Source organism: Methylobacterium sp. Leaf93 (assembly GCF_001422345.1).
GTDB classification, from domain to species: Bacteria; Pseudomonadota; Alphaproteobacteria; order Rhizobiales; family Beijerinckiaceae; genus Methylobacterium; species Methylobacterium bullatum.
Map to the genome: position 1 here is coordinate 153,315 of NZ_LMMS01000001.1, position 24,376 is coordinate 177,690.

Genomic DNA, 24,376 nt, shown 5'->3' on the forward strand with positions numbered 1-24,376 from the left:
CATCCCTCCGGCTCTGGCCTTACGTCTTACCGGCTTACGCCGCTGCGTTCAAACCGATCCGCTTGATCTCCCAATGCAGTTCGACGCCCGACGTCTCGCGCACCCGGCGGCGGACCTCCTCGCCGAGCCCCTCGATATCGGCGGCGGTGGCACCATTGCGGTTGATCAGGAAGTTGCAGTGCATCTCCGAGACCTGGGCGCCGCCCATCGTCAGTCCACGGCAGCCGGCGGCATCGACGAGTTGCCATGCCTTGCCGCCCGGCGGGTTCTTGAAGGTCGAGCCGCCGGTGCGCTCGCGGATCGGCTGGGCCGCCTCGCGGGCGGCGGTGACGCGGTCCATCTCGGCCTCAATGTCCTGGCGGTCGCCGGGACGGCCCCGGAACAGCGCGCTCGTGAAGATCACATCCTCGGGCGCCTCGCTGTGACGGTAGGTGAAGCCCATCTCCGCATGGGTGAAGCGCCGCAGGGCGCCCGTGCGGTCGATGCCGCGCGCCTCCACCAGCACGTCGGTGGTCTCCCCGCCATGCGCGCCGGCATTCATGCGCAGCGCGCCGCCGATGGAGCCGGGAATGCCCCGGAAGAAGGCCAATCCGGCGAGGGACGCCTCGGCCGCGGACTTGGCGACACGCATGTCCGGCACCGCGGCCCCGGCCCGCAGGGTCTCGCCGTCGATCGCCACGGACCCGAAGGCCTTGCCGCCGAGGCGGATGGTGATTCCGGGAATGCCGCCGTCGCGGACGATCAGGTTCGAGCCCAGACCGATCACGGTCACCGGAAGCTCCGGGTCGAGGGCCTCGAGGAGGTGCGCGAGGTCCTCCTCATCGGCCGGCGTGAACAGCACCTGCGCCGGCCCGCCGACGCGGAACCAGGTGAGGTCGGCCAGCGACGGGTTGGCCAGCAGCCGCCCGCGCAAGCCGGGAGCGGCGGCGCGGATCTCGGGAGTGATGTCGGGAAAGGCGGTCATCGAATCCCTTGCCTTCCGGCATATTCAACGGAAAGTTGTTGGCGGCTGCAACAGGTGGTGGCATGGGCCGAACAATCGTCTACACCCGTCCCGCGGCTCGGGCGCTCGCCCGTATGCCGGCCAACACCGAAGCGCAGATACGCGAGAAACTGAGAACCCTCGCCGACGATCCCGCGGCTCTGTCCAACAACATCAAGGCCCTGAAAGGGGCCGAGGGGTTTCGCCTGCGGATCGGCGATTGGCGCGTGATCTTCACGATCGAGCCGGATCGGGTCATTGTGCATGCCGTCGGTCCCCGCGGCTCGATCTACGGGTAGGATCCAGCACCATGACCATCGTGCGCACGCAGACACCGTCCGGCGAATCCATCGTCATCATGCCCGAAGCCGAGTTCGAGCGGCTGGCCGCTTTGGCCGAGGATGCATCGGACCTGCAGACATTGGTCACGTCGCAGACTCGGCTCGCTTCCGGCGAGGACGAGTTGCTGAATGAAGCCGATTTCGATGCCTTGCGCCACGCACAGTCTCCGCTCGCCTTCTGGCGCGCACGACGTCGCCTGTCGACGACCGAACTTGCGGCACGCAGCGGCATTTCACACGCGGATCTGACGGCCATTGAGGACGGCACCGGGACGAGCGACATCGTCGTCCTTCGCTCACTGGCCGACGCGCTCGGCGTCGACCTGGAAGACCTCGTCCCGGCCGCACCGGTGATCTGAGCGGGGCTCACCCCTGCAACGCCGCCAATTCGCCCGGCAGGGCGTAGGCCCATTGCGTGATGTTGCCGGCGCCGAGGCACACGACGTAGTCGCCGGGCTTGGCGCGGGTCGCCACGAGACCGGCGAGATCTTCGGAGCGCTGGAGCGCGATGGCGTCGCGGTGGCCGCGCGACTTCAGGCCCGAGACGAGGCCGTCGCGGTCCATGCCCTCGATCGGGGCTTCGCCGGCCGCGTAGACGGGAGCGACGATGACCGTGTCGGCATCGTTGAAGCAGGTGCAGAAATCGTCGAACAGCGAAGCGAGCCGGGTGTAGCGGTGCGGCTGGACGATGGCGACGACGTTGCCCTCGGTGGAGGCGCGGGCGGCCTTGAGCACCGCCTTGATCTCCACCGGATGGTGTCCGTAATCGTCGAAGATCAGCGCGCCGTTCCATTCGCCGGTCTTGGTGAAGCGGCGCTTGACGCCGCCGAAGCCGGCGAGCGCCTTGCGGATGGCCTCGGGCTCGACGCCGAGCTCGTGCGCGACGGCCAGCGCCGCGGTGGCGTTCAGCGCATTGTGCTTGCCCGGCATGGGAAGAACCAGATCCTCCATCTCCATGCGGAAGCCGGGGCGGCGGTCGCGGATCATGACGCGGAAGCGGCTCTGGCCGCCGCGCAGGTCCACGTCGATGAGGCGGACATCGGCCTGCGGGTTCTCGCCGTAGGTGATGATGCGGCGGTCCTCGATATGGCCGACGAGGTCCTGCACCACCGGATGGTCGATGCACATGACGGCAAAGCCATAGAACGGGATGTTGTCGATGAAGCGCCGGAACGCGTCCTTCACCGCCTCGAACGAGCCGAAATGGTCGAGATGCTCGGGATCGATATTGGTGACGATGGCGACATCGGCGGGCAGCTTCAGGAAGGTGCCGTCGGATTCGTCGGCCTCCACCACCATCCACTCGCCCTCGCCCATGCGGGCATTGGTGCCGTAGGCGTTGATGATGCCACCATTGATGACGGTGGGGTCCATGTTGCCGGCGTCGAGCAGCGTCGCCACCAGCGACGTCGTCGTGGTCTTGCCATGCGTGCCCGCGATGGCGACGCAGGACTTGAAGCGCATCAGCTCGGCCAGCATCTCGGCCCGGCGCACCACCGGCAGGCGGCGCTCGCGGGCGGCGATGAGCTCGGGATTGTCGCGCCGGATCGCGGTGGAAACCACCACGAGGGCGGCCTCCTCCACGTTCTGCGCCGCGTGGCCGATGAAGGTCTTCATGCCCTTCTCGGCCAGGCGCCGGACGTTGGCATTGTCGTTGGCGTCCGACCCCTGGACGGTATAGCCGAGGTTCGACATGACCTCGGCGATGCCGGACATGCCGATGCCGCCGATGCCGATGAAATGGATGGGGCCGAGCTTGTCGGGCAGCTTCATGGTGTGAACCAGTCTCGTCGTGTCGCGGAGCGCGTGAGGGCGCCCCGGCTCGGAATCAGGTGCGGGCCGCCGTCTCGAGGACGACATCGGCCAACCGCTCGGCGGCATCGTGGATGCCCGCGCTTTTGGCGGCTGCGGCCGCCGCGGTCAATTTTGCCGGATGGGTGAACAGGTCGAGAAGCTCGGCCGTGAGGCGGTCGGGGGTGAAGGCGCTCTGCTGAATGGCGAGCGCGGCGCCGATGCCGGCGAGGGTCGCAGCATTGGCGGCCTGGTCCTGATCGAGGGCGCCGGGCAACGGCACCAGGATCGACGGCCGGCCCATGGCGGCGAGTTCCGACACGGTGGAGGCGCCCGAGCGTCCGATCACGAGGTGGCTGCGGGCCATGCGGGCCGGCAGGTCCTTGAAGAACGGCGCCGTCTCGAGACCAGCGAGGCCGAGGGAGAGGTAGAGGTTCTGGACCTCGGTGAGGTCTTCCGCCCGCACCTGCTGCACCAGCGTCAGCCGGCCGCGGAGGTCGGCGGGCAGCTGGGCGATGGCTTTGGGCACCACCTGCCCCATCACCGCCGCCCCCTGGCTGCCGCCGAAGACGAGGAGATGCAGGCCGTCGGCCTCGCCCAAGGAGGGGTAGGGACTCTCGGCCGCGGCCAGTACGGCAGGCCGCAGCGGGTTGCCGGTATGGGTGCGCGGGGCTGTCGCCTTCACGGGGATGCCGCGCACTTGCCTGAAACCGGTGGCGATGGCGCGCGCGCCCCGCGCGAGGAAGGCGTTGGCGCGCCCCATCACGGCGTTCTGCTCGTGCAGGATGGTCGGCACGCGCAGGATCTGCCCGGCGAGAACCGGGGGCACGGTGGGATAGCCGCCGAAGCCCACGATGGCGGCCGGGTCGATGCGCCGGATCTCGCGCGCCGCCACGCCGAAGCCGCGCCCGAGGGTGAGGAGCGCACCCGCCCGCTTGACGATGGAGCGGCCGGACGGCGTCGCCGAGGCGATGGTGACGATCTCGGAGGCCGGAAACTCGCCGGCGATGGAATCGACGCGGGCGTCGGTGGCCAGCACCACGCGCGCACCCCGCGCGCGCAGGGCATGGGCGAGGCTCTCGGCCGGGAAGAGGTGGCCGCCCGTGCCGCCGGCACAGAGCAGGATGGTGGCTGTCCGCACGGTCACCGCATCACTCCGGCGACCGTGGCGGGCGCGGTGCCCGGGGGCTTCTGGCTCAGGGTCGACATGCGCGGCCGCTTGCGGGTGAGCGCCACGAGGAAGCCCATGCCGAGCGCCAGCGAGATCAGCGACGAGCCGCCATAGGAGACGAAGGGCAGGGTCATGCCCTTGGCCGGCATCAGCCGCACGTTCACCGCCATGTTGATGCAGGCCTGCAGGCCGAACAGGGTGGTCAGCCCGGTGATCGCGAGGCGCGAGAAGGTGTCGTCGGTGCGTCGCGCCAGCTTCAGCCCGCGCATCACGATATAGGCGAAGAGGCAGACGAGGCCGAGGCAGACGAGGACGCCGAATTCCTCGCCGGTCACCGAGAAGATGAAGTCGGTATGGGCGTCGGGCAGGTGGCGCTTGGCGACGCCCTCCCCCGGGCCGGTGCCAAACCAGCCGCCGGAATTGAACGATTCGCGCGCCCAGTATTCCTGGAAGCTGTCGCCGGAATCCTTGTCGAGGAAGCGGGTGATGCGCTCGCGCACGTGGTGCAGGAACTGGTAGGCGACGCCGACGCCGACGAGGCCGGCGACGCCGAGGCCCGCGACCCAGAACCAGTGCAGGCCGGCCACGAAGAAGAGCGAGCACCAGACGATGGTGATCAGCATGGTCTGGCCGAAATCCGGCTGGAGGATCAGCGGCACGATGGTGACGGGCAGGAGCAGGATCGCCAGCAGGCCGCCGGGCATGTCGCGGCGCTGCGCGCCCTCTGAGAACGCCCAGGCGGCGACGACCACGAAGGCGGGCTTCACGAATTCCGAGGGCTGCAGGCCGAAGGGGCCGAACTGGATCCAGCGATGCGCGCCCTTGATCTCAGGCCCGAACTTGCCGGCGAGGATGCAGAGGGTGACGCCGACGATCCAGGTGGCCAGGGCCACGCGCCGGATGTGGCGCAGGGACAGGAACGACACCGCGACGATGATGAGGATCGTCGGGGCGAGGTACATCGCCTGCCGGTTGAGGAAGTGGAAGGTCGGCAGGCCGATCTTCTCGGCCACCGGCGGTCCGCCGCCCATGAGGAAGACGAGGCCGGCCACCATCAGGGCGGTGAGACCGGCCAGCAGGCCGCGATCGACGGTCCACCACCAGTCGGTCAGGGGCGTGCGTTCCGCGCGGGACATCATGGGGCGTCGCTCTCCGTGATCCGGCGAGCGCCCGGGTGGGCAGCCGCCGGTTGCCGGCAGCGAAGAGCCGGCACGGGCGCGATCCTGTGCCGGAATGGTAAACCAAGTCTTTCACGACGCCCGACTGAACGACGGCCATGCGCCGCCGAAAGGAGGGCGAGGCGGGACGCGGAGCCGCGCCGCGCTTACCGCCTCATCGACTTGAACCCGCAGGTGGGGCCGTTGTCGCGGTAGCCGGCAGGGCAGCGGCGGACGCAGGCGCCGGCGGCGAATTTCAGCGGCGGGCGGCAGGCGTTGCGGACGCTCCGCGGCCGGAACTCGTAGTCCTGCGCCGGACCGGCGGTCGCGGCATGGGGCAGGAACACCGCGAACAGGAGAGCGGTGGAGCAGGCGAGGCGCAGGATCATCGCTGTTTCCGATCGAGATGGGTGCGGCTACTCGCCGATACCTCGGCGATTGGGTCAAGACGATCCGGATGAGATGGCTGGGAATGACCCGGCGCGGAGAAACGCCCTCGTCCTGGCGATCGTAAAGACCGTGTTTAAAGTGATTGTCCCAGGCTGTCCCTCATCCTGAGGTGCCGCGTAGCGGCCTCGAAGGAGGCGTCCAGGGATCGCGCGCCATCTGAAGGGCTCCTTCGAGGCCCGCTGACGCGGGCACCTCAGGATGAGGTGGTCTGATGGGATGATTGGCTTTGAGGGATCGTCCGGGGAGACATCCCATCAAAGTGGGATCTCAGCGGTTCATATTCTTGAAACGGCAATAGCCCCGTCCGGTATCGCGATAGCCAGCGGGGCACCGCTTGACGCAGGCCCCGGCCGCGAATTTTAGCGGCGGCTTGCATAGGCTGCCGAAGCGCTTTTCGCGATCCATGGAATATTTCGCCGCCCCCGGTGTAGAGAGCGCCACGCTTCCCAAGGGAACCGCCACCGTCAGCGCGAGGAGGGAAGCGAAGGCGAAGCGCAGAATCATCGGGATATCCAGACCGGGGGACGAACGGACAATGCGCCCGCCCCCGATCGGTTCGATTCCGGACGAGGCCCGTCAGGCCGCCTTGCAGTCGTAGAATCCTTCGCGGATCGCCTCAGGGTCGAGCTTGCGGCCGATGAAGACCACGCGGGAAACGCGGGCCTCGCCGTCCTTCCACGGCCCCTGGAGGTCGCCGTCGAGGATCTGGTGGACGCCCTGGAAGACGAAGCGCTGGGGCTCGTTCGGAAAGGCCACGATGCCCTTGCAACGCAGGATGTCCGGCCCCTGGACCTGGGTCAGGGTCGAGATCCAGGGCATGAACTTCTCGGGGTCCACGGGGCCGTCGATCCTAGCCGAGACCGACTGCATCTCGTCGTCATGGTGATGGTGGTGGCCCTCTTCGAGGAAATCGGGCTCGATATCGAGGATGCGCGAGAGGTCGAAGGCGTTGCGGTCGAGCACCTGATCGAGGGGAACGTCGCAACGGCTGGTGCGGTGGACCTTGGCATAGGGGTTGATGGAGCGGATCAGGCCCTCGACGCGGTCGAGATCGGCGGGCTCCACGAGATCGGCCTTGTTCAGCAGGATCACGTCCGCGAAGGCGATCTGGTTCTTGGCCTCGGGCGCGTCCTTGAGGCGGTCGGCCAGCCACTTGGCGTCCGCCACCGTCACCACCGCGTCGAGGCGGGCGGCCCCGCCGACATCCTCGTCGATGAAGAAGGTCTGGGCCACGGGCGCCGGGTCGGCGAGGCCGGTGGTCTCGACGATGATCGCGTCGAACTTGCCGCGCCGCTTCACAAGCCCGTCCATGATGCGGATAAGGTCGCCGCGCACGGTGCAGCAGACGCAGCCGTTGTTCATCTCGAACACTTCCTCGTCGGCGCCGATGACGAGGTCGTTGTCGATGCCGATCTCGCCGAACTCGTTGACGATGACGGCGTAGCGCTTGCCGTGGTTCTCGGTGAGGATGCGGTTGAGGAGCGTGGTCTTGCCGGCTCCGAGATAGCCCGTGAGCACGGTCACGGGAATCTTGGAGACGGCGGTGGTCGGGCTGTCGGACATGCGAGGCTCTTCGGGTTCGCGGGGTGCCCCCGCGTCAGCTGTATGGTGGCTGTTATATTGTATCACCCCGCCCCGATGAAAGAGCGTTCGGTCACCCGATCCGAGGGGGCCTGAGGCTGTCGCACAGGGAAGCGAGGGTGGAGCGGAAACCGGTCGATCCGGCGAGCAGCCGTTCCAGCAGGAGCGCGCCCTCCAGGGTCGCCACCACCATCCGCGCCGTGGCGGCGGGGTCGAGACCGGGGCGCAGGCTCCCGTCGGCACACCCCCCGGCCAAAACCCGCTCCAGCCAGGCAATGTGCTTGTCGAAGAACCGGGCGAGCTCGGCGCGCAGGGCGTCCGGCAGCGTGTCCCTCTCGATGGCGAGGACGGCGCAGAGACAGCCGAGCCCGTCCTCGACCCCGGCGAGATAGTGCCGGCCATAGGCCTCGATCCGCGCGATCGCGTCCGACTCGGCAGCCACGATGGCGGCGAGCGCCGCATCGTAGCGGGCGTCGTAGGCCTCCACCAGAGCGAGGGCGAGGTCGGTCTTCGTGCGGAAATGGTGATGGATGCTCGCCTTGCGGATGCTCACCGCCTCGGCGAGGTCGCCATAGCTGAAACCGGAATAGCCCCGGCCCCGTACCAGGATCTCGGCCTGGGCAAGCAGCTCCGCTCTGGTGTCTCTCATGGTCGGTCGATCATGGTCGGGGGCTTCGCGAATCCGGAGAGGGAGGCACGGAGGCGTGATGCGCACACGCCGCGCCTCAGTACTTATGCCGTTGACGGCGACGAAAATCTACCTACTAGATGGTAGCCATAAAAACGGGAGGATAATTCATGAAAGGTCGCTTCTCCGGGCGATCCTCGCAGGATATGCCATGATTCCGCAGCCTCTGCGGAGCTTGGCCACGCGCCGCTCCGCTCTGTTCGGCGGGCTGTGCCTGTGCTGCCTGCCGAGCCTCGGCCGGGCGGCGAACTCCTTCACGATGGAGGAGATCGGGCCGGGCATCTTCATGCGGCGCGGCCTCGATGCCGAGGCGACGCCTGAGAACGGCGACGCCATCGCCAATATCGGCTTCATCGTCGGCGAAAAATCCGTGCTCGTGACGGAGTCGGGCGGCAGCCTCGCCGATGGGGAATGGCTGCGCGCCGAGATCGGGAAACGCACGTCGAAGCCAGTCAGCCACGTGGTGCTGACCCATGTCCATCCCGACCATTGCTTCGGCGCGCAGGCCTTCGCGCCGGACAAGCCGGTCTTCGTCGGTCACCACGCCCTGCGGTCGGCCCTCGATTCGCGCGGCGACTTCTACAGGACGCGTCTCGTGGAGATCCTCGGGGCCGACAAGGCCGGATCGGTGGTCTACCCGACCATGGAGGTCGCCGACACGGCCGAGATCGACCTCGGCGGACGGAGCTTGCGCTTCACCGCCCATGGCACCGCCCACACCAATTGCGACCTCTCCATGGTCGATACGGGCACGGGCATCCTGTTCCCGGCCGACCTCCTGTTCGTCGGCCGGGTCCCCTCCCTCGACGGCAGCCTGCTCGGCTGGCTCAAGGAGGTCGAGACACTGACCGGACTGGGCGCGACGAAGGCCGTGCCCGGCCATGGCCCGACCCTGGTCGACGCCGCGCCCGCCTTCGCCGACCTGACGCGCTACCTCACGCTGCTCCGCGACGAGACCCGCAAGGCCATCGCCGCCGATCAACCCATCGACAAGGCGATCGACAGTATCGGCCGGTCGGAGCGCGAGAAATGGGTCCTGTTCGACACCTATAACGGCCGCAACGTCACTCAGGCCTACAAGGAGCTTGAGTGGGAATGAGCCAGCGCCACATCATCACGACGAGGAGAGACGCCATGACCACCTCTGCGCCGACACCGGTCTCCGCGACCAAACGGTCCTTCACCGCCGCCCTGTGCCTGTCCGCCGCCATGCTGATGGGCGGCTCCGCCCTCGCCGCCGGTTCCAGCGACACCGATGCGGAGCGGCTGGAGCGCTGGCGAGACATCTCGAAATCGATCTTCGGCGACCGCACGATCGAGCCGACCGACGCGCTCATCAAGGTCGATGCCCCGCCGCGCGCCCTCGACGCCTCCCTGGTGCCGATCACCCTGATGATGCCGGAGAAGGACAGGATCGCCGCCGTTCATCTCATCATCGACGACAATCCCTCGCCCTATGCCGCCCACATCACCTTCGGCCCCGCCGCGGACCCGAGCGAGGTGAAGCTCCGGGTGCGGATCAACAACTACACCAACGTCCATGCCGTGGCCGAGACCAAGGACGGCAAGCTCTACGAGGCCGTGAAATTCGTCAAAGCCTCGGGCGGCTGTTCCGCCCCCATGGGGATGAGCGACGAGGAGGCCCTGAAGGGGGCCGGCGACATGAAGATGAAGTTCGCTGACGGCGGCCAGGGCAAGCCGACGGAGGCGACGCTAATGGTCCGTCACCCGAATTTTAGCGGGATGCAGATGAACCAGATCACCCGCGACTACACGCCGGCCCGCTACATCAACAAGCTCGACGTCTCCTCGAACGGCACGCTCGTCTTCTCCATGAACGGCGACATCTCCATCGCGTCGAACCCGGTGATCAATTTTGCCCTCGCGCCCGATGCGAAGGGCCCGATCAAGGTGGTGGCCACGGACAACCAGCAGAGCCGCTGGGAACACAGCTTCAACACGCCGACCCCGAGCAACTGACGATGAGGATGCCGCGCATGATCCGACTGTTCGGAGCCGCAGCCTTCGTCCTCGCCGCCCTGGCGGGCGCGCCGGCTTGGGCGGCGAGCCCCGCCGATTCGCCCGTGAACGTGCCGGAGCCCGAAGGATTTTGGACCGGGCCGCCGAAGGGCTACACCCCCAAGACCCTGACGGGGGCGACGGTGGTCGATATCGACGCCCTCGACCGGCTTGTCGCCGCCGAGAAACCGGTGATGATCGACGTGGCCATGGCCGACCAGAAGCCGGTGGGCTTTCCCACCGACCGGCCCTGGCTGCCCGCCCATCGCTCGATTCCCGGCAGCGTCTGGATGCCCGGCGCGGGCGGAGCGCCGATGGCCCCGGCTCGGGAGGCGCAGTTCCTCGCCCGCGTCGCCGACCTCACCGGCGGCGACAAGACGAAGCCGGTGGTCACCTTCTGCCATCCCGAATGCTGGGGCAGCTGGAATGCCGGCAAGCGCCTGCTCCAGAACGGCTATACCCGCGTCTACTGGTTCGCCGACGGGGTCGAGGGCTGGCAGGACAGGCACGAGACGACGATCCTCAAGGTCGATGCCACCTGGGCCACCAAGCCCGCAGGCGAGGCACAACGATAAAGACGGACGAGAGGAACCGGCGCGCGGGATCGCCGCCGGTTCCGACCCGCACACGATCCCCGATCGAGACAGCCCCGATGATCAGCCGTCGCGCCCTCCTCCTCACGACGGCCCTCCTCGCCGCCCCCTATGCCGCCTCGGCGGCGGAGCCCTTCGACGAGGCGGCCTTCGCCGCCGCTCAAGGTGCCGGCCGGCCGATCATCGTGGAGGTGACGGCCCCCTGGTGCCCGATCTGCAAGGCGCAGAGGCCGATCCTGAAGGCTGTCTCCGAACAGCCGCGCTTCAAGGATCTGACGATCTACGAGATCGACTTCGACACGCAGAAGGCGCTGATGCGCCGGTTCGATGCCCGCATGCAGAGCACGCTCATCGTCTTCAAGGGACGCGAGGAGGTCGGCCGCTCCGTGGGCGAGACGCAGGGCGAATGGATCGAGTCCCTGGTGGAGAAGGCCCTGTAGAGCGGCGCCGGGAATCCATCGGGCATCCCTGTCATGAATACGTCCCTTCCATGAATGCCTCGCTCGGCCTCGCCTTCCTCGCCGGCCTGCTCACCATCCTCTCTCCCTGCGTGCTGCCGCTGCTTCCCATCGTTTTGGGGGCCGCGGCTTCCGAGCATCGCTTCGGGCCGGCGGCCCTGGCGGCTGGGCTCGCTCTGTCCTTCGTGACGCTCGGCCTGTTCGTGGCGACGATCGGGTTCAGCCTCGGGATCGACGGCGACGTCTTCCGCCCGGTGGCGGCGCTCCTCCTCGTCATCATCGGCGCGGTCCTCATCCTGCCCGCCCTTCAGACCCGCCTCGCCGCCGCCGCTGGGCCGTTGAGCGACCGGGTAGAGCGACGCTTCGGGGGCATCGCGACCACCGGCCTCGCCGGCCAGTTCACCGTCGGCCTTCTGCTCGGCGCGGTGTGGAGCCCCTGCGTGGGGCCGACCCTGGGCGCCGCGTCCCTCCTCGCCGCGCAGGGGAAGGATCTGGCGCAGGTCGCGCTCACCATGCTGGTCTTCGGTCTCGGTGCCGCCCTGCCCCTGCTGGGCCTCGGCCTGCTGTCGCGACGGGTGCTGATGGCGTGGCGGGCGCGGATGATGCGGGCGGGCAAGGGCCTGAAGGCCGTTCTGGGACTCGTCCTCGTCCTGACCGGGCTCGCGATTTTGACGGGGCTCGACAAGCGTCTCGAGACGGCCCTCGTGGCGGCCTCGCCGGCCTGGCTGACCGCCCTGACCACCCGTTTTTGAGGTATACCACGCGGCCCCATGGGGAAGACCGCGACGTGCCGACGAATTCAGCACCATCAGGGGCTTATGGACTAAGTCACCCGTTGACACGGCTCCGATTGTGGCAGAATAAAGCCACCGGAGACGGCCCGACGTCTAGGGAGGAAACGCCCGGCAAGGGTTGCGACGACAGGCGACGCCATCGCCGACATCGTCAGCATAAGATCAGTCAGCCTCTCCGAATTCTTGCATACAGTCGACCGCGACCGTCATCTCGGCGCGTGATTTCGGCAATCCGAGCGTATAGACATCCCCGACATGCCCCCGGCCCTCGCGCCGCCGGCGAACCGGGTTGAGATCGATGTCGCAAGTCGTTCAGTCACGCCGCATCCGCGCTGTCGACCTCGCCAAGCGCAAGGCCGAAGGCGCCAAGATCATTGCGCTGACGGCCTACCACGCCCACACTGCCAGCATCCTCGATCCCCATTGCGACTTCATCCTGGTGGGCGATTCCCTCGGCATGGTCATGCACGGGATGGAGACGACCCTGCCGGTGACCCTGGAGATGATGATCGTCCAGGCGCAGGCCGTGATCCGCGGCACCTCCAGGGCCCTCATCGTGGTGGACATGCCGTTCGGCTCCTACGAGGCGAGCCCTCAGCAGGCCTTCATGAGCGCCGCCCGCGTGCTGAAGGAGACCGGCGCCGGCGCGATCAAGATGGAGGGTGGCGCGCGTTTCGCCGAGACGGTCAGCTTCCTGGTGGAACGGGGCATCCCGGTGATGGGCCATATCGGCCTCACGCCCCAATCCGTGAACACGATGGGCGGCTTCCGCGTGCAGGGACGCGGCGAGGAGGGCGAGCGCAAGCTGATGCAGGACGCCCAGGCGATCAGCAACGCGGGCGCCTTCGCCATCGTGCTCGAGGGCATCGTCGAGCCGGTGGCCCGCGCCATCGCCACGACCCCCTCCATCACCACGGTGACCATCGGGATCGGCGCCTCCACCGCCTGCGACGGCCAGATCCTCGTCCTCGAAGACATGCTGGGCCTGAGCGAAAGGGTGCCGAAATTCGTCAAGCGCTTCGGCTCCCTGCGCGGGCAGATCGAGGGCGCCGTGGAGGCCTATGCGGAAGAGGTCCGCGCCGGCCGCTTCCCGGCGGACGAGCATACCTACCAGCCCAACTGAGCGAGATCGGCGCGCCGCCTCGGGCTCGCTCGTTGCCGGGCGCCCGCGAGCGGGGCCGATGTCGCGCTGAACCCGCTGACGACTGCAGCGGGTTCAGCGCCCGAAAGACCTCGTTCGGGTCCTTGCTAGGCCTCACGGCGGTGTTCTTCGATCCCCATTGTCGAAGGCTCGCAGGCAGACGGCATCAGGCTGCGCCGCTGCCTTTTCTCCCATGACGCCAAATTGACGCAGAAGGCTGAATGTTCGTCGCCTGAACAGAAGCTTTTAGAAGATTATAAGCATTTTGCATAACAATTAATCATCTTGATTGATGCTGTGGACCAATTTGTGGACTCGCGGCGCTCAATCTGTATAATTTGAAGGCATTCGCAATGAAGATGACGATCAAGCTGAGGCTCGTAGCACTTCTGGCTTGTATCGGGCTGGTTCTCCTCGCGACGTCAGGCATCGCTAATCTGGCTTTGCATTGGAGTCACCAAAGCCTCAAAACCACCTTCGACGATCGTGTCATCCCCCTCCGGCAATTCATCGTCATCCGGGATTCCTATGACGACTTGACCAACGTCTCGCGCGCGTTGCGCGGCCGGCAGATCGAACCGGCCCAGGCCAGGGAGAAGATCGAGCGGGACCTCTCGAACATCACCACGCAATGGTCGGCCTATCTGGCGACCTACCTCACACCGGAAGAGGAGATCCTCGCCAAGGATCTGAAGGGGCGGATCGATGGGAACGCCGTCATCATGGCCGAGATCCTCAAGCGCATCGCTGCCGGAGACGGTTCGGAATTCGAGACGACGCATGTGGACTTGCTGAAAGGCCTGCAGGCCACCAACCCGATACTGACGAAACTGGCCACGCTGCAGGTGCGTGAGGCGGAAGCGGAATACCAGCGCTCCGAGGCGACGTCCGGTTGGACGCGGCTCACCTTGCTGGCCGCGCTCGGTCTGGCCGCCCTCACCATTGCCTACGGTGTCTATACGATTATCGCGCATGTCATCCGCCCGCTCGGCAACCTCGTCAGCGTGCTCCAGCGCATGGCCCGGGGTGAGATCGATGCGGAGATCAAGGAAGCCGCCCGCGGTGACGAGATCGGCGCCGTCGGCAAGGCCGTCGAGGACATCAAGGCCATGGTCGCCCGCAAGGCCGCCGAGGAATTCGAGATCAAGCGCCGGGCGGACGAGGCTGCGGCGGTCGAGCGCAAGCGCACGATGATCGAGTTGGCGGACAGCTTCGAGCGTGCCGTCGGCGGTATCGTCGGGACCGTGTCCTCATCGGCCACCGAACTCCAGGCCACTGCCCAGCAGATGACCGCCAGCGCCAACGAGACGGCGGCCCAGTCGTCAACCGTCGCGGCGGCCGCCGAGGAGGCCGCCACCAACGTCAACACGGTCGCGGCGGCGGCCGAGGAATTGGGCTCGTCGGTGCAGGAGATCGGTCGCCAGGTGTCCGGCTCGGCCATGCTCGCTCAATCGGCCGTGGGCGAGGCCGACCAGACCGTGCATCTGGTCCAGGCCCTGCAAACCACGTCGGCCCGGATCGGCGACATGGTGGGCATGATCTCGACCATCGCCAGCCAGACCAACCTGCTGGCGCTCAATGCCACGATCGAGGCGGCGCGTGCCGGCGTGGCGGGGCGGGGCTTCGCGGTGGTGGCGAGCGAGGTGAAGGCCCTCGCCGCCCAGACCGCCAAGGCGACCGAGGAAATCGGCCGCCAGATCGGCGAGGTGCAGGGCGTCACCGCTCAGGCCGTGATGGCGATCGGCGGCATCACCGGGCGGATCCGCGAGATCGACGACATGGCGGCCTCGATCGCCGCAGCGGTGGAGCAGCAGGGGGCGGCGACGCAGGAGATCGTCCGCAACGTCGCCCAAGCATCGGCGGGCACCAACGAGGTGACCGGCAATATCGCCGGTGTGGCGCAGGCCTCGGAGGAGACCGGGATGGCGGCCGGACAGGTATTGTCCGCCGCCTCCGAACTGTCGCGCCAGTCCGAGCATCTCGGCGCGGAGGTCTCGCGCTTCCTCTCGACCATCCGCGCCGCCTGACCCGACAGGAATGGAAAGCGGACCGTCGCCCAACTACTCGGAGCGGCGTTCCGGAGTGAGACCGGGCGCGGGTGTCCCTATCGGACCCCGCCTCCGAAGGCCGTGGCAATCTCAGAAGTGCCGCCGAGCAGGATGTCGAGGGCCAGGATGAGCCCGAGGACCGCGATATAGACGACCGTGAACAGGTCCCTGTCCTCTTTGCCGGCCAGTATCAGGCCGGCGAAGGGAACGGTCTGGAGCGCCAGGATGGCGGGAAGGTGCATGACGGTCCTCGAAGGGTCGGGGGATAGTCCCGGCCCCTCCCCGGGGGCCGGGTCTGCTGAGGCCGGACCGGTGACGCGATCCGGACGGATCAGACGGATGTCCGTGCGAGGCGGGCGGGGCCGGATTCCTCCATCGTGTCCGGGGCGGCCGCCGGGCCTTGCGCGAGGTAGCGCGCCCGCATCGGCCGGAGCACGAACATGGCCAGCGCCGCCGCCGCCACGTTCAGCCCGATGATGATCGAGAACACCGCCGACCAGCCGTAGGTTGCCGAAATGACGCTCGCCACCGGCACGAGGAACGAGGCCGTTCCCTTGGCGGTGTAGAGCAGGCCGGCATTGGTGGTGGCGAAGGTGGAGCCGAACGTGTCGCCGCAGGTGGCCGGGAACAGCGAGTAGATCTCGCCGAAGACGCCGAAATAGATCGCCGTCGAGAAGACGAAGACCAGCGGGTTGGTGCCGTAGCCGAGGAGCAGGACGATCGCGGCGGCGGCCGTCGCGAAGGCGATGAACATCGTGTTCTCGCGCCCGATCGTATCCGAGACGAAACCGAAGAACGGACGCCCGAACCCGTCGAAGATCCGGTCGAGCGAGATGGCTAAGGTGAGAGCCGCCATCTGCAGGCCGAACAGGCTGACGGGCACGTCGGCGACCTTGAAGTCATGGGCGATGGGCGCGATCTGCGCCGCCGCCATCAGGCCGCCCGAGGCCACCATCACGAAGATCGCGTACATCACCCAGAAGACGGGGGTGCGCACCACCTCGCGCGGCGTGCGGTCGACCTTGGTCTGGGGCAGGCGCAGGCTCTTGCGCTGCATCGGCACCGCGACGGAGGGCTTGCGCAGCAGGAACGACAGCAGGACCACGATGGCGCCCTGGCCGAGGCCGAAATACAGGAAGGCGTCCTGGTAGCCGCTGCTGGCGATCATCTTGGCGATCGGCACCACCGTCACCGCGGCGCCGGCACCGAAGCCGGCCGCCGTGGCGCCGGCCGCGAGGCCGCGCCGATGCGGAAACCATTTCAGGGCGTTGCCGACGCAGGTGCCGTAGACCGACCCGGCCCCGATGCCGCCCACCACCGCCGCGCCGTAGAGCATCCACAGGGACGAGGCCTGGGAGTTGATGAGCCAGGCGAGCGCGATCATCACGCCGCCGAAACACACCACGATGCGCGGGCCGTAGCGGTCGACGAACCAGGCCTCCACCGGCACCAGCCAGGTCTCGGTGGCGACGAAGATCGTGAAGGCGAACTGGATCGCCGCCCGGCCCCAATGGAACTTGACGTCGATGGGATCGACGAAGAGGGTCCAGCCATATTGCAGATTGGCGATCATCGCCATGCATAGGACGCCGAAGGCGAGTTGCCGCCATTTGGCCGACGGCGGGTCCTGACGTTCCGTCGCGGTATCCATTGGTGCCATCCCTGAATCCATTCTTGCTTGGTGATGCGTGGCGTCGCTCCGGCCATCATGCATCAAAATTCAAGGCATACAATATACCACGGATTAAAATTCAGGCTCGCTCGTGGGCGGAGGGCGACACCAGGGCAGCGATACGGGAATGTTGCACGACGGTCACGATCCACATCGAAACGGCGATCCCGCTTCATCACCGAATCGGGGACGGCCGTCCGGACACGCAATCCGCGGTTGGTCCCACAAGCCAGCCGAAGCAGAGCGCAGAGCCTCGATCAGGGTCGAAAATCACTTCACCGGGGCAGACGACTCAGTACCACTGAAAGTATAAAATCGTACTTTAGATCCATACTAATTCCAGAAGATAGCACTTGCGTGCATATTACCTTCTTCGCCAGAAGAATGCAGAACACGAATTAGAGACCAGTCGTTCTTTGTAACGCCTCTGAACTCATCAAGTCCTGGCAAATTGGGTTCCGCCTTGCATCAACTCTCGCTCAATCATCGCGGCCAAGCCGCGGTCTCGTCCGTTCGCGGTCGTGTCCTCCTTGCCATGCTGTCGAGCGTGGCCGTCCTGGCGGTTCTGTCGAAACCCGTCATGGCGCAGGTCTCGGCGCAGGTCTCGGCGCAGGTCTCGGCGCAGGGCGCGGACCACGCGGTGACCCTCGATACTTTGTCGGTCGATGGCGCCGGTGGACGTCCGAGTGCATCGGGCGCGGATGCCGGCGGCCCCGTCGGCCCGGTGAGAGGCTATACTGCAACGCGAAGCGTCGTCGGAACCAAGACGGACACCCCTATTCTCGAAACCGCCCAGTCGATTTCTGTCATTTCCCGCAAGCAGATCGAGGATCAGAACGCGCTCACCGTCAATCAGGCCCTGCGTTACACGCCGAGCGTGACCACCGAGCAACGCGGCGGCTCCGGCTCGACCCGCCTCGAGCAGTTCCTGATCCGCGGCTTCCAGGCCCCCCTCTTCCTCGACGGCATGCGCCTACCCGGCAACCGTGACGCCGGCCCGTCCGTCGATCCGTTCCGGCTGGAGCGCGTCGACATCATCAAGGGGCCGGCCTCGGTCCTCTACGGGCAGTCGGGCCCGGGCGGCATCGTCAACCTCGTCAGCAAGGTTCCGTCCTTCGTCCGCCACGGCGAAATCTTCATCCAGGGCGGCGATTACAACACCGTGCGCGGCGGCGTGGATGTCGGCGGCCCGATCGAGGGCCACAGCGTCCTCGCGGACCAGTTCGCCTACCGCATCATCGCGGCGGGCTGGAACGCCGACGGCCCGGCCAAGACCACCTCCATCGAGCGCAGCTTCATCAACCCAAGCGTGACGTGGCGCCCGTCCGCCGACACGTCGCTAACGGTCATCGGCCTGTACCAACGCGACCCTTATTCCGGCTATTACGGTGCCCTGCCCGCCAAGGGCACGCTGTTCCCATCGAATTTCGGCGTCGCCAACGGGCCGCTCGGCCGCCTGCCGCGCAACTTCTATGACGGCGACCCGAACATCGAGCGCTCGGATCGGACGCAGGCCTCGGCGACCTACATCTTCGATCACCGGTTCGACGAGGGCATCCGCGTCCACTCGTCGGGGCGCTTCCTGCGCACCCTCGGCGATTACCGCAGCCTCTACGACGCCACCACGAACACCCTCGCCTGGGGCGGTCGCTTCCTCGGACGGGCCGCCGGCGGCACCAACGTGGCCATCGACGCGTTCACCAACGACAACAACCTCGTCGCCGATTTCGAGACCGGCCCGGTCGCCCATACCGTCCTGGTGGGGCTCGATCACCAGACGCTCTACACCAAGACGTTCAGCACTCCGTTCCCGCCCGTGCCCCAGAGCCTCGACTTGCTCAACCCAGTCTACGGGCTGCCCAACATCCCCTTTCCGGCTTTCTCGGGCTATTCCGATATCACCGCGCAGCAGACCGGCATCTACTTCCAGGACCAGATCAAGGTCGATCGCCTGACCTTGACGCTGGGCGGGCGTTACGACTGGGCAAGCCAGACCGGGCCGACGAGAGATATGGCCGGCAAGTTGGTGAGCGAGCAGAACGCGCCAAGCGAAGCCTTCACCGGTCGGGCGAGCCTGCTCTACCTCTTCGATAGCGGCGTCGCTCCTTACGTGAGCTATTCGGAGGCCTTCGAGCCCCTCGTCTCCGGGCAGATCTACAACGGTGATCCCACATTCGGACGCCTGCCCGACCCGGTGACGAGCCGGCAGTTCGAGGCCGGCGTCAAATATCAGCCGCCGGGAACCGACATCCTGCTCACGGCCGCCGCCTTCGACATCAAGCGCCAGAACTCGCTTTCTCCAGACCCCAACAGACTGAACTTTTCGGTCCAGACCGGCGAGGTGAGCGTTCAGGGCGTCGAGTTCGAAGCGCGGGCCAACGTCACCGAGAACCTGACCGTCATCGGCGGATTTTCCCTGATCGACGCGATCAATTCGGGAGGAAGCCCCGAAGTGATCGGCCTGCGCCCGATCCAGGTGCCGGACACCACGATCTCGCTCTTCGGCAACTACCAGGTTCGCACGGGCATGTTCGCCGGGCTCGGCTTCGGTGGCGGCTTCCGCTATCTCGGCGGATCGCAGGGCGACGCCGCCAATAGCATCAAGGTGCCGGCGAACCTCGTCGTCGACGCCGTCGCCTCCTACGACTTCAGCTACCTGTCGCCTAACCTGAAGGGCGTCCAGTTGCAGGTCAACGCCCAGAACCTCCTCGACGAGACCTACGTGCAATCCTGCGCCTTCCAGGCCTGGTGCTGGTACGGCGCGCCGCGCACCGTGCTCGCGACGCTCCGGTATCGCTGGTAGACCATGGCCTCGCGGCGTGTGTCATCCCCATGGGCCTCGCGGGCGCCCGTTCGCCCGGAGGCCTGCTTCATGCCTTCCCGGTCTAAAGGGATCGCGAGCGACATGCCTGGAGGATGTGCGGCATGAAGAACGGCCTTCGCCAATCCATGGCCTGGCTGCACGCCTGGTCCGGCCTCGTGGTCGGCTGGGTGCTGTTCGCCGTCTTCGTCACCGGGACGGCGAGCTACTACCGCACCGACATCACGGCCTGGATGCAGCCGGAACTGCGCCGGGAAGCGGCGGAGACCGCCCTCGACCTGCCCCGCGCGGCCGAGATCGGGATCGCCCATCTCCAGGCCCATGCCGTAGGCGCGCGGACATGGTCCATCGGCCTGCCGCAGCCGGACCGGCCGATCATCGACCTGTTCTGGCGGACGAAGCCGGGGGCGCCACCCAACATCGTTCAACTCGACGGGCATACCGGCGAGCCGGCCTCCTTCCGGAAGACCAGGGGCGGCGACTTCCTCTACCGCTTCCATTTCGAGTTGCACATGCCGCCGCTCTGGGGGCGCTGGATCGTCGGCATCTGCGCGATGGTGATGCTGGTGGCGCTCATCAGCGGCATCATCACCCATCGCCGGATCTTCGCCGATTTCTTTACCCTGCGCCGGGACAAGTCGGCCCAGCGCGGCTGGCTCGACGCGCACAACGTCACCGGCGTGCTGGCGCTGCCCTACCACCTGATGATCACCTATACGGGCATCGTCACCCTGGCGATGATGTACATGCCCTGGGGCGTCACCGCGGCTTATAAGGGCGATGCGACGCGCTTCTACGCCGAGACCGCCCAGATCACGACGCAGCGCCCGCCCGTCGGCCAGCCCGGAACCCTCGCCCCCATTGGGCCGATGGTCGCCCGTGCCGTGGCGACGATCCAAGAACCGCTGGAACGCCTGTCCATCGTCAATCCGGGCGATGCCGGGGCCACCGTGATCGCCATCTTCGAGGAGCCGCACGGGCTCGCCCACCAGCATCCGCAGATCGCCTTCGACGGCACCACCGGCGAGATCGTCGAAACCCTTCAAGGCGGCCTGAAGCCGGCGGCCAAGACCTTCACCACCATGGTGGGCCTACACGAGGCCCATTTCGCCGGGCCGGCCCTGCGCGTCCTATTCTTCCTCTGCGGCCTGATGGGATGCGTCATGGTGGCGAGCGGCCTGATCCTGTGGTCCGTCGCCCGGCTGCCGAAACCCGGCGAGGCCCCGTCTCTCGGCCTTCGCGTGGTGCAGGCCCTCAACATCGGCACCATCATCGGCCTGCCGGCGGGAATCGCGGTGTATTTCCTCGCCAACCGGATCCTCCCTCCGGGCCTCGAGGGCCGCCTCGACTGGGAGGTGCGGGCCTTCTTCGCCGCCTGGATCGTCATGAGCGTGGTACCGCTGTTCCGGCCTCATCGCGCCGCATGGCGGGAGATGGCCCTCGTCACCGCCGCTCTGTTCCTCGCCGTGGCCCTGGCGGACCTCCTCGCCGCCGCCGCGCCCGGCCCGAGCGCCCTGCTGCGGCACGACCCGCGCTTCCTCTGGTTCGATGCGGCCATGATCGCGCTCGCGGGGCTGTTCGCGCTCGTTGCCCGCAAGGTGGCGCGGTTCCAGACCCGCACGCGCGCGAAATCCGCTCCCGTCGGCGCGCCGAGGACCGCCTGAAACCGGATAAGCGAAAGCGGGAGCAAGAACCGGGATGCGATCCCCGTCCCTGCGGGCCAGGATGACGGGAGGAGACGGCGCCCCATCCGCGCCGGCTTCGCCCGATCAGGAGATCGCCCCCGTGCCCGTCCGCGAACCCACCTCCTCCCCGGAGGCCCTGTCCGTGTCCGAGGCCGGCGACGCGGGGAGATGGGCCGCCCTCGCCTCCCGCGATCGAGCCGCCGATGGCCACTTCGTCTATGCGGTGCGCACCACGGGAATCTATTGCCGGCCGAGTTGCGCGGCGCGCGCCGCACGGCGCGAGAATGTGAGCTTCCATGCCACCTGCGCCGAGGCGGAGGCGGCCGGCTTTCGCGCTTGCCGGCGCTGCCGGCCCGACGCGCCGAGCCTTGCCGCGCGCCGGACGGAGGCCGTCGCCCGCGCCTGCCGCCTCATCGACGAATCCGAGACGGTACCGGGCCTCGGCGCCCTGGCGGAGGCGGCCGGTCTCAGCCCGTTCCATTTCCACCGGGTGTTCAAGGCGGTCACCGGCGTGACGCCGAAGGCCTATGCGGCGGCGCGGCGCGCGGATTCCCTCGCCTCGGGCCTGAGCCAGGCCGGATCGGTGACGCAGGCGATCTACGCGGCCGGTTACGCCTCGCCGAGCCGCTTCTATGCCGACGCGACGGACCGCCTCGGCATGGCCCCGAACGTCTACCGCCGGGGCGGCGACGGCGTCGCGATCCGGTTCGGCATCGGCCAATGCGCCCTCGGCGCCATCCTGGTGGCGGCAACAGCCAAGGGCCTCTGCGCCATCCTGCTCGGAGACGATCCCGACATCCTCGTCCGCGACCTCCAGGACCGTTTCCCGAAGGCCGAACTCTCCGGCGGCGACCCGGCCTTCGAGGCGTGGATGGCGCAGGTGGTGGGGTTCGTGGCCTGCCCCTCAGGCGGTCTCGACCTGCCGCTCGATATCGGCGGCACCGCCTTCCAGCATCGGGTCTGGGACGCCCTGCGCAAGATCCCCATCGGCACCACCGCGACCTATGCGGAGATCGCCCGCGCCATCGGCGCGCCGGCGGCGACCCGTGCCGTGGCGCGGGCCTGCGGCGCGAACCCCATCGCCGTGGCGATACCCTGCCACCGGGTGGTCCGTTCGGACGGGTCGCTCTCCGGCTACCGCTGGGGCGTCGCGCGCAAGCGCGACCTCCTCACCCGCGAGGGCGCCGCCCCCTGACCGCGACATTCGCGCCCCGATACCGATGACCGCGCTACCCCATCCGGAGGATGTGGCGCGGACCGTCCCGTGGCATGACCGTTCCCGGAGAGGGAGAATGCCGTGACCACCGCCGCGACGCCGGATTTCTACTGGCTGGGTTTCGAAGCCTACGGGCGTGGCGAGACCATCGACCGCGCCCCGGGCGGCGAGGACTCCGCCGAGCGGCTGGATTGGATCGACGGTTGGGAGTTCGGCAAGTTCGCCTCCGCCGCCAGCCCCGATCCCGACGATCTCGACGCCGCCGAGCCGCCGCCGCTTGCCGCAGCGCATCCACCCGCGCCGCAGGACCGTTTGTTTTGTCGAACGATCCCGGCGGAACGAGCGCGGAGCAAATGACGGCCGACGGGGGGCAACACAGGCCTTCTCTCCTGATCCGGTCCCCCCCGGGGAACGACTTGCCGCGCAGGGAGCGGCGGCAGCAAGAGCCTTCTCCGATCTCTTGTTCTTAAAAAAGAACGTTCTCGTTGACAGGGCAGGCTTTCGGCGGGACCATCCCGGCACTCGGCCAGGGCCATCGAGCGGGTCTTCCCGTGCGCCCGGCCCTCCGATCCGTCCGAAGAATCCCGCCTCCCCATGATCCTTTCCCCGCCTCTGCGCGACACCGCCGAAGGGCTCGCCCGGCTTTTCGCCGAACGGGCCGAGGGGCATGACCGCGCCGGCCGATTCGCGCACGACAACATCGCCGACCTCCGGAATGCCGGCCTGCCGGGATTGATCGTGCCGCGCCGGCTCGGCGGCGGCGGCGCGGGGCTCGGGGCGGCCGCGATGGTGGTCGGCACTCTGGCGCGGGGCGAGCCGTCCACCGCCCTGGTGGTCGCCATGCACTTCCTCCAGCACGGGCTGATCCATGCGCGGGAACACTGGCCGCGGGCGATCGCCGACCGGCTCGGCCGCGCGGCGGTGGAGGACGGCGCGCTCATCAACGCCCTGCGGGTCGAGCCCGAGCTCGGGACCCCCGCCAGGGGCGGCCTGCCGGAGACGGTGGCGCGGGCAACAGTCACGGGCTGGCGTGTCAGCGGCCGGAAGATCTATTCCACCGGGAGCCCGGCCCTCACGCACGGCCTCGTCTTTGTCCGCACAGACGAGGCGGAGCCGCGCATCGGCAACATCCTCGTGCCCATGGCCTCGCCGGGCGTGCGAATCGAGGAGACCTGGGACCATCTCGGCCTGCGCGCCAGCGGCAGCCACGACGTGATCTTCGAGGACGTGGAGGTGCCGGCCGACCATGCGGTGGACCTTCGCCCGCCCGAAGGCTGGCGCAAGGCTGACACCGACCAGCAGGCCTGGAGCACCACGATGCTGTCGGCCCTCTACGACGGCGTCGCCCGGTCGGCGCAGGCTTGGTTCATCGCCTTCGCAAAAGACCGCAAACCCGGAAGCCTCGGCCAGAGCCTCGCCACCCTGCCGCGTTTCCAGGATGCCATCGGCGAGAACGAGCGGCTGCTCAGCCTCAATGCCCGCCTGATCCGGAGCGTCGCCGCGGAGGTGGACGGGGGCGCCTGCCCCTCCATCGCCGAATCCGGGTTCCTCAAGGCCACCGTCACCGAGAACGCGATCCAGGTGGTGCAGCGGGCCGTGGAACTCGCCGGCAATCCCGGCTTGTCGCGGGCGAACCCGCTGGAGCGGCACCTGCGCGACGTCCTGTGCGGGCGCATCCACTGGCCGCAGGCCGATTCGGTCCGCGTCTCCGCCGGGCGCGCCGCCCTCGGGCTTTGACATCACCGCCCCTTCCGACACGGACAAGGAG

General features: G+C 67.8%; 24 protein-coding genes. 14 read left to right on the top strand and 10 right to left on the bottom strand.

The features are described 5' to 3' along the window. Positions 1-34: 34 nt before the first annotated feature. A complete protein-coding gene (murB, locus tag ASF26_RS00730) occupies positions 35-964 on the bottom strand; it encodes a UDP-N-acetylmuramate dehydrogenase (protein ID WP_056248104.1) in 930 nt (309 codons plus the stop codon). Positions 965-1,026: 62 nt separating this feature from the next. Here murB and ASF26_RS00735 point away from each other — a divergent pair, with 62 nt between their 5' ends. Beyond that, the gene (locus ASF26_RS00735; protein WP_082473252.1) at positions 1,027-1,281 is read left to right on the top strand and encodes a type II toxin-antitoxin system RelE/ParE family toxin; all 255 of its coding nucleotides are present in this window, start codon (positions 1,027-1,029) and stop codon (positions 1,279-1,281) included. An 11-nt stretch (positions 1,282-1,292) separates the two neighbouring features. After that, on the top strand, positions 1,293-1,682 hold the full coding sequence (locus tag ASF26_RS00740; protein ID WP_056248107.1) for a helix-turn-helix transcriptional regulator: 390 nt from the start codon (positions 1,293-1,295) through the stop codon (positions 1,680-1,682). Positions 1,683-1,689: 7 nt separating this feature from the next. Here ASF26_RS00740 and murC read toward each other — a convergent pair whose 3' ends face one another. From murC to ASF26_RS00775, 7 genes are all read right to left on the bottom strand, one after another. Continuing rightward, positions 1,690-3,096, bottom strand: a complete 1,407-nt coding sequence (gene murC, locus ASF26_RS00745; RefSeq protein WP_018041923.1) for a UDP-N-acetylmuramate--L-alanine ligase — start codon at positions 3,094-3,096, stop codon at positions 1,690-1,692. 55 nt (positions 3,097-3,151) lie between these two features. Beyond that, positions 3,152-4,261: an undecaprenyldiphospho-muramoylpentapeptide beta-N-acetylglucosaminyltransferase gene (gene murG, locus ASF26_RS00750; protein WP_056248110.1), complete on the bottom strand. Its 1,110-nt coding sequence runs from the start codon at positions 4,259-4,261 to the stop codon at positions 3,152-3,154. After that, the gene (locus ASF26_RS00755) at positions 4,258-5,424 is read right to left on the bottom strand and encodes a putative peptidoglycan glycosyltransferase FtsW (RefSeq protein WP_018041921.1); all 1,167 of its coding nucleotides are present in this window, start codon (positions 5,422-5,424) and stop codon (positions 4,258-4,260) included. The genes murG and ASF26_RS00755 overlap by 4 nt, the downstream gene beginning before the upstream one ends. A 185-nt stretch (positions 5,425-5,609) precedes the next feature. Next, a complete protein-coding gene (locus ASF26_RS00760) occupies positions 5,610-5,831 on the bottom strand; it encodes a hypothetical protein (RefSeq protein WP_056248113.1) in 222 nt (73 codons plus the stop codon). Between the two features lie 328 nt (positions 5,832-6,159). After that, positions 6,160-6,396 carry a hypothetical protein gene (locus ASF26_RS00765; RefSeq protein ID WP_056248116.1) on the bottom strand — a complete coding sequence of 79 codons (237 nt, stop codon included), beginning with the start codon at positions 6,394-6,396 and terminating at the stop codon, positions 6,160-6,162. Between the two features lie 72 nt (positions 6,397-6,468). After that, positions 6,469-7,455, bottom strand: coding sequence for a GTP-binding protein (locus tag ASF26_RS00770; RefSeq protein ID WP_056248120.1), 987 nt, complete (start codon positions 7,453-7,455; stop codon positions 6,469-6,471). 91 nt (positions 7,456-7,546) lie between these two features. Then, a complete protein-coding gene (locus ASF26_RS00775; protein WP_056248123.1) occupies positions 7,547-8,122 on the bottom strand; it encodes a TetR/AcrR family transcriptional regulator in 576 nt (191 codons plus the stop codon). A 190-nt stretch (positions 8,123-8,312) separates the two neighbouring features. Between ASF26_RS00775 and ASF26_RS00780 the strand changes: the two genes are divergently transcribed. From ASF26_RS00780 to ASF26_RS00810, 7 genes are all read left to right on the top strand, one after another. Then, positions 8,313-9,260 carry a quinoprotein relay system zinc metallohydrolase 2 gene (locus tag ASF26_RS00780; RefSeq protein ID WP_244475780.1) on the top strand — a complete coding sequence of 316 codons (948 nt, stop codon included), beginning with the start codon at positions 8,313-8,315 and terminating at the stop codon, positions 9,258-9,260. A gap of 35 nt (positions 9,261-9,295) precedes the next feature. Further along, positions 9,296-10,141, top strand: a complete 846-nt coding sequence (locus ASF26_RS00785; protein ID WP_056248126.1) for a quinoprotein dehydrogenase-associated SoxYZ-like carrier — start codon at positions 9,296-9,298, stop codon at positions 10,139-10,141. A gap of 8 nt (positions 10,142-10,149) precedes the next feature. Further along, the gene (locus ASF26_RS00790) at positions 10,150-10,755 is read left to right on the top strand and encodes a rhodanese-like domain-containing protein (protein WP_244475806.1); all 606 of its coding nucleotides are present in this window, start codon (positions 10,150-10,152) and stop codon (positions 10,753-10,755) included. 77 nt (positions 10,756-10,832) lie between these two features. Then, entirely contained in the window at positions 10,833-11,213 is a 381-nt protein-coding gene (locus ASF26_RS00795) for a thioredoxin family protein (protein WP_056248130.1), read from the top strand. Between the two features lie 50 nt (positions 11,214-11,263). Continuing rightward, a complete protein-coding gene (locus ASF26_RS00800) occupies positions 11,264-11,983 on the top strand; it encodes a cytochrome c biogenesis protein CcdA (RefSeq protein WP_056248134.1) in 720 nt (239 codons plus the stop codon). Between the two features lie 340 nt (positions 11,984-12,323). Next, entirely contained in the window at positions 12,324-13,148 is an 825-nt protein-coding gene (gene panB, locus ASF26_RS00805) for a 3-methyl-2-oxobutanoate hydroxymethyltransferase (protein WP_056248138.1), read from the top strand. A 371-nt stretch (positions 13,149-13,519) separates the two neighbouring features. Continuing rightward, positions 13,520-15,193 (top strand): methyl-accepting chemotaxis protein, encoded by a 1,674-nt coding sequence (locus ASF26_RS00810; protein WP_056248143.1) that lies wholly within the window; start codon positions 13,520-13,522, stop codon positions 15,191-15,193. A 77-nt stretch (positions 15,194-15,270) separates the two neighbouring features. On the opposite strand, the gene ASF26_RS00815 is transcribed toward ASF26_RS00810, so the two are convergent. Together ASF26_RS00815 and oxlT are read right to left on the bottom strand one after the other, a co-directional pair. Further along, a complete protein-coding gene (locus tag ASF26_RS00815; RefSeq protein WP_056147533.1) occupies positions 15,271-15,456 on the bottom strand; it encodes a hypothetical protein in 186 nt (61 codons plus the stop codon). 89 nt (positions 15,457-15,545) lie between these two features. Continuing rightward, entirely contained in the window at positions 15,546-16,865 is a 1,320-nt protein-coding gene (oxlT, locus tag ASF26_RS00820) for an oxalate/formate MFS antiporter (RefSeq protein ID WP_056248147.1), read from the bottom strand. Between the two features lie 556 nt (positions 16,866-17,421). Between oxlT and ASF26_RS00825 the strand changes: the two genes are divergently transcribed. From ASF26_RS00825 to ASF26_RS00845, 5 genes are all read left to right on the top strand, one after another. Further along, complete coding sequence (locus tag ASF26_RS00825; RefSeq protein ID WP_244475781.1) at positions 17,422-19,689, top strand: TonB-dependent siderophore receptor; 2,268 nt, start codon at positions 17,422-17,424, stop codon at positions 19,687-19,689. A 122-nt stretch (positions 19,690-19,811) separates the two neighbouring features. Next, the gene (locus ASF26_RS00830; protein ID WP_056248152.1) at positions 19,812-21,371 is read left to right on the top strand and encodes a PepSY-associated TM helix domain-containing protein; all 1,560 of its coding nucleotides are present in this window, start codon (positions 19,812-19,814) and stop codon (positions 21,369-21,371) included. A 61-nt stretch (positions 21,372-21,432) separates the two neighbouring features. Then, positions 21,433-22,587: a bifunctional DNA-binding transcriptional regulator/O6-methylguanine-DNA methyltransferase Ada gene (gene ada, locus ASF26_RS00835; protein ID WP_244475807.1), complete on the top strand. Its 1,155-nt coding sequence runs from the start codon at positions 21,433-21,435 to the stop codon at positions 22,585-22,587. Positions 22,588-22,689: 102 nt separating this feature from the next. Beyond that, positions 22,690-22,965: a hypothetical protein gene (locus ASF26_RS00840; protein WP_056248155.1), complete on the top strand. Its 276-nt coding sequence runs from the start codon at positions 22,690-22,692 to the stop codon at positions 22,963-22,965. Positions 22,966-23,202: 237 nt separating this feature from the next. Beyond that, positions 23,203-24,345: an acyl-CoA dehydrogenase family protein gene (locus tag ASF26_RS00845; RefSeq protein ID WP_056248158.1), complete on the top strand. Its 1,143-nt coding sequence runs from the start codon at positions 23,203-23,205 to the stop codon at positions 24,343-24,345. Positions 24,346-24,376: the final 31 nt, after the last annotated feature.

Coding starts and splice junctions, on each gene's coding strand:
- murB (WP_056248104.1), bottom strand. CDS start 964: ATGACCGCCTTTCCCGACATCACTCCCGAGATCCGCGCCGCCGCTCCC.
- ASF26_RS00735 (WP_082473252.1), top strand. CDS start 1,027: ATGGGCCGAACAATCGTCTACACCCGTCCCGCGGCTCGGGCGCTCGCC.
- ASF26_RS00740 (WP_056248107.1), top strand. CDS start 1,293: ATGACCATCGTGCGCACGCAGACACCGTCCGGCGAATCCATCGTCATC.
- murC (WP_018041923.1), bottom strand. CDS start 3,096: ATGAAGCTGCCCGACAAGCTCGGCCCCATCCATTTCATCGGCATCGGC.
- ASF26_RS00755 (WP_018041921.1), bottom strand. CDS start 5,424: ATGATGTCCCGCGCGGAACGCACGCCCCTGACCGACTGGTGGTGGACC.
- ASF26_RS00760 (WP_056248113.1), bottom strand. CDS start 5,831: ATGATCCTGCGCCTCGCCTGCTCCACCGCTCTCCTGTTCGCGGTGTTC.
- ASF26_RS00765 (WP_056248116.1), bottom strand. CDS start 6,396: ATGATTCTGCGCTTCGCCTTCGCTTCCCTCCTCGCGCTGACGGTGGCG.
- ASF26_RS00770 (WP_056248120.1), bottom strand. CDS start 7,455: ATGTCCGACAGCCCGACCACCGCCGTCTCCAAGATTCCCGTGACCGTG.
- ASF26_RS00775 (WP_056248123.1), bottom strand. CDS start 8,122: ATGAGAGACACCAGAGCGGAGCTGCTTGCCCAGGCCGAGATCCTGGTA.
- ASF26_RS00780 (WP_244475780.1), top strand. CDS start 8,313: ATGATTCCGCAGCCTCTGCGGAGCTTGGCCACGCGCCGCTCCGCTCTG.
- ASF26_RS00785 (WP_056248126.1), top strand. CDS start 9,296: ATGACCACCTCTGCGCCGACACCGGTCTCCGCGACCAAACGGTCCTTC.
- ASF26_RS00790 (WP_244475806.1), top strand. CDS start 10,150: ATGCCGCGCATGATCCGACTGTTCGGAGCCGCAGCCTTCGTCCTCGCC.
- ASF26_RS00795 (WP_056248130.1), top strand. CDS start 10,833: ATGATCAGCCGTCGCGCCCTCCTCCTCACGACGGCCCTCCTCGCCGCC.
- ASF26_RS00800 (WP_056248134.1), top strand. CDS start 11,264: ATGAATGCCTCGCTCGGCCTCGCCTTCCTCGCCGGCCTGCTCACCATC.
- panB (WP_056248138.1), top strand. CDS start 12,324: ATGTCGCAAGTCGTTCAGTCACGCCGCATCCGCGCTGTCGACCTCGCC.
- ASF26_RS00810 (WP_056248143.1), top strand. CDS start 13,520: ATGAAGATGACGATCAAGCTGAGGCTCGTAGCACTTCTGGCTTGTATC.
- ASF26_RS00815 (WP_056147533.1), bottom strand. CDS start 15,456: ATGCACCTTCCCGCCATCCTGGCGCTCCAGACCGTTCCCTTCGCCGGC.
- oxlT (WP_056248147.1), bottom strand. CDS start 16,865: ATGGATACCGCGACGGAACGTCAGGACCCGCCGTCGGCCAAATGGCGG.
- ASF26_RS00825 (WP_244475781.1), top strand. CDS start 17,422: ATGCTGTCGAGCGTGGCCGTCCTGGCGGTTCTGTCGAAACCCGTCATG.
- ASF26_RS00830 (WP_056248152.1), top strand. CDS start 19,812: ATGAAGAACGGCCTTCGCCAATCCATGGCCTGGCTGCACGCCTGGTCC.
- ada (WP_244475807.1), top strand. CDS start 21,433: ATGACGGGAGGAGACGGCGCCCCATCCGCGCCGGCTTCGCCCGATCAG.
- ASF26_RS00845 (WP_056248158.1), top strand. CDS start 23,203: ATGATCCTTTCCCCGCCTCTGCGCGACACCGCCGAAGGGCTCGCCCGG.